Source organism: Teichococcus deserti, from assembly GCF_001982615.1.
Taxonomy (GTDB): Bacteria; Pseudomonadota; Alphaproteobacteria; order Acetobacterales; family Acetobacteraceae; genus Pseudoroseomonas; species Pseudoroseomonas deserti.
This window is the reverse complement of record NZ_MLCO01000251.1, coordinates 1-3,495: the sequence shown is the minus strand read 5'-3', so window position 1 is coordinate 3,495 and position 3,495 is coordinate 1. Positions and strand designations below refer to the sequence as shown.

Annotated in this window: 2 protein-coding genes; one reads left to right on the top strand and one right to left on the bottom strand. The window is 71.6% G+C overall.

The genetic code is table 11. The features are described from left to right. Window positions 1-1,749: glucans biosynthesis glucosyltransferase MdoH (mdoH, locus tag BKE38_RS22600; protein WP_278247639.1), on the top strand; the 1,749-nt coding region annotated here is incomplete at its 5' end. Between the two features lie 260 nt (window positions 1,750-2,009). Here mdoH and BKE38_RS22595 read toward each other — a convergent pair. Then, on the bottom strand, window positions 2,010-3,495 hold a 1,486-nt coding region (locus tag BKE38_RS22595; protein WP_076959493.1), incomplete at its 5' end, for a DNA translocase FtsK.

The following is a 3,495-nucleotide window of genomic DNA, read 5'->3' as shown; positions in this document are numbered from 1 at the left end:
ATCCCCCTCCGCCCCACCCCGCCCGAGCGGCCCGGCCTGCGCCGTGCCGCTTTCCTCCTGGTCTGCCTGGCGATCGGGCTGGGGCTGGCGGCCCTGGCCTGGCAGGTGCTGGCCCCCGGCGGCTGGACCGGCTGGGAGGTGGCGCTGATGGCGGCCTGGCTGGGCACCCTGCCCTGGACCTGCCTCTGCGCCGGCAACGCGCTCTTCGGCTTCGTGCTGGGGATGGTCAGTCGCGACCCGGTGGCCCGCGTGGTGCCAGGCTGGCAGCGCCACCCGGTGCTGCCGCCGCGCGCCCGCACGGCGCTGGCCGTCTGCCTGCGCAACGAGAGCATGGCCGCCGTCCTGCCGCCGCTCGCCCGCCTGCTGGACGGGCTGGAGGCCACGCTGGGCCCCGCGGCGGCCGGGCGCGGCTTCACCCTCTGGCTGCTCTCGGACACCCAGGATCCGGCGGCCGCCGCGGCCGAGGACGCCGCCATCGCCCGCTTCACGGCCGCCCGCGCCGGCCAGGGAATTGCCATCCGCCACCGCCGCCGCGCCGAGAACACCGGCTTCAAGGCCGGCAACGTGATGGAGTTCCTCGACGGCCCAGGTGGCGGCTTCGACTTCTTTCTCTGCCTCGACGCCGATTCGGAGATGTCGGCCGCCGCCGTGCTGCGCCTGGTCGCCACCATGCAGGCCGACCCCAGGCTCGCCATCCTGCAGCAGCTGATCACCGGCCGCCCGGCCGACAGCGCCTTCACCCGCCTGTTCCAGTTCGGCATGCGCGCCGGCATGCGCAGCTGGGCCACCGGCCAGGCCTGGTGGCAACTCGACCAGGGCCCTTACTGGGGCCACAACGCGCTGATCCGGGTCGCCCCCTTCCGCGAGCACGCCCGGCTGGAGCCCCTGCCCGACGGCCGCGCCATCCTCAGCCACGACCAGATCGAGGCCGTCCGCCTGCACGCCGCCGGCTGGAAGGTGCGCTGCGTCCCGGAAGAGGAAGGCAGCCAGGAAGGCAACCCGCCCAGCCTGCCCGACTTCCTGCTGCGCGACCGCCGCTGGGGCGCCGGCAACATGCAGTATTTTGCCCTGCTCCGCCTGCCGGGGCTCACGGCGATGGGCCGCTGGCAGCTGGTCCAGGCGATTCTGCTTTTCCTGTCGGCGCCGCTCTGGCTGCTGGTGCTGCTGGCCGGCATCGGCAATGCGGTCACCGGCGGCGGCGAGGCGACCCCGGCCGCAGCTCTGGCCGCGCTGCTGCTGGCCAACTGGGCCGCGATCCACGCGCCCAAGCTGCTGAGCTACCTGGCCCTGCTGCTGCAGCCGCGCCGCAGCGCGCCTTACGGCGGCCCCATGGCCGTCGCCCGCGGCGCCGCGGCCGAGATCCTGTTCACCACCCTGCTGGACCCGATCAGCCTGGCCAGCAAGGCGATCTTCCTGGCCGGCCTCGCCTGCGGCCGTCGCATCGGCTGGGCGCCGCAGAACCGCGACGCCCACGGCCTGGCCTGGCGCGACGCCGCCCGCCTGCTCTGGCCCGAGACCCTGCTGGGCGCCGCCGGCCTCGCGGCCCTGGCGGCGGCCGGCGGCACCGCCTGGGCCTGGGGCCTGCCCTTCCTGGCGCCGCTCCTGCTCGCCGCGCCCTTCGCCGTGCTGACCGCCTCGCCTGGGTTTTCCCGCTGGATGCAGTCCGCCCGTCTCTGCGCGACGCCGGAAGAGCTGGCTCCGACGGAGGTGCCGACGGCAGTCAGGGAAGCGGCTTTGGCAGCAGGGTAAGGCAGGGAAGCATCGGGCAGGCTGGGGGAATGAATTCCCCCAGACCCCCATCTTCTTTCTGATCACCGGCCGTGGCGAAACCTGCGCCTCATCGGCACCCACACCAGGGCATTACGGCGAGGCACCCTCATACGAAAACAGCGCGACCTCGAAGGTCGCGCTGCTGCTGGGCCGTTTCACGTACTGTCGCCACGTGGACACGGCAGTCCGAAAGAAAAATCCAGGGGAGTTCATTCCCCTGGCCTGCCAAGCGCTTCTCTTCAATCGTCGTCGCTGCGCCGGGCAAGAACTTCCCGCTTGCCGACATGGTTGGCCGGTCCGACCACCCCTTCCTTCTCCATCTGCTCGATCAGCTTCGCCGCGCGGTTGTAGCCGATCGACAGGTGGCGCTGGATGAAGGAGGTCGAGGCCTTGCCCTCGCGGGTCACCAGGGCGACGGCCTGGTCGAACAGGCCCTTCTCGCCCTCCGAGGCACCGGCGATGCCGGACAGGCCACTGTCGCCCTCGTCCTCGCTTTCGGTGACTTCCTCGATATAGGCGGGCTCGCCCTGCTCGCGCAGCCATTCGACCACGCGCTCGACCTCGTTGTCGGAGACGAAGGGGCCGTGCACGCGGCTGACGCGGCCGCCGCCGGCCATGTGCAGCATGTCGCCCTGGCCCAGCAGCTGCTCGGCGCCCATCTCGCCCAGGATGGTGCGGCTGTCGATCTTCGACGTCACCTGGAAGGAGATGCGGGTCGGGAAGTTCGCCTTGATGGTGCCGGTGATGACGTCGACCGAGGGGCGCTGCGTCGCCATGATCACATGGATGCCGGCGGCGCGGGCCATCTGCGCCAGGCGCTGGACGGCGGCCTCGATCTCCTTGCCGGCGACGATCATCAGGTCGGCCATCTCGTCGATGACGACGACGATCATCGGCAGCGGGGCGAGGGCCAGCGGCTGGTCCTCGAAGACCGGCTTGCCGGTGTCGGGGTCGAAGCCGGTCTGCACGCGGCGCGTCAGCACCTCGCCGCGGGCCAGGGCCGCCTGCACCTTCTCGTTGTAGCCGCCGATGTTGCGGACGCCGAGCTGGGACATGGCGCGGTAGCGGCGCTCCATCTCCTTCACCGTCCATTTCAGCGCGCCGATCGCCTTGGGCGGCTCGGTGACCACGGGCGCCAGGAGGTGCGGGATCCGGTCATAGACCGAGAGCTCCAGCATCTTCGGGTCGATCATGATGAAGCGGCATTCATCCGGGGTGAACCGGTAGAGCAGCGACAGGATCATGGTGTTGATGCCGACCGACTTGCCCGAGCCGGTGGTGCCGGCGATCAGCAGGTGCGGCATGCGGGCGAGGTCGGCGATCACCGGGGCGCCGCCGATGTCCTTGCCGAGCACCAGCGGCAGCTTGCCGCTCTGGCGGCTCCAGTCGTCGGTGACCAGCAGCTCGCTGAAGATCACCATCTCCCGCTTGGTGTTGGGCAGCTCGATGCCGATGACGTTGCGCCCCGGGACGGTGGCGATGCGCACCGCCATGACCGACATGCTGCGGGCGATGTCGTCGGCCAGGCCGATGACGCGGGCCGACTTGGTGCCCGGCGCCGGCTCGAGCTCGTAGAGGGTGACGACCGGGCCCGGGCGGATCTCGACGATGCGGCCGCGCACGCCGTAATCCTCGAGCACGGATTCGAGCTGGCGGGCATTGGCCTGCAGCGTGTCCTCGGAGGGGCCGCTGGCGCGGCGCGCCGGCGGCGGCTCCAGCAGGTCG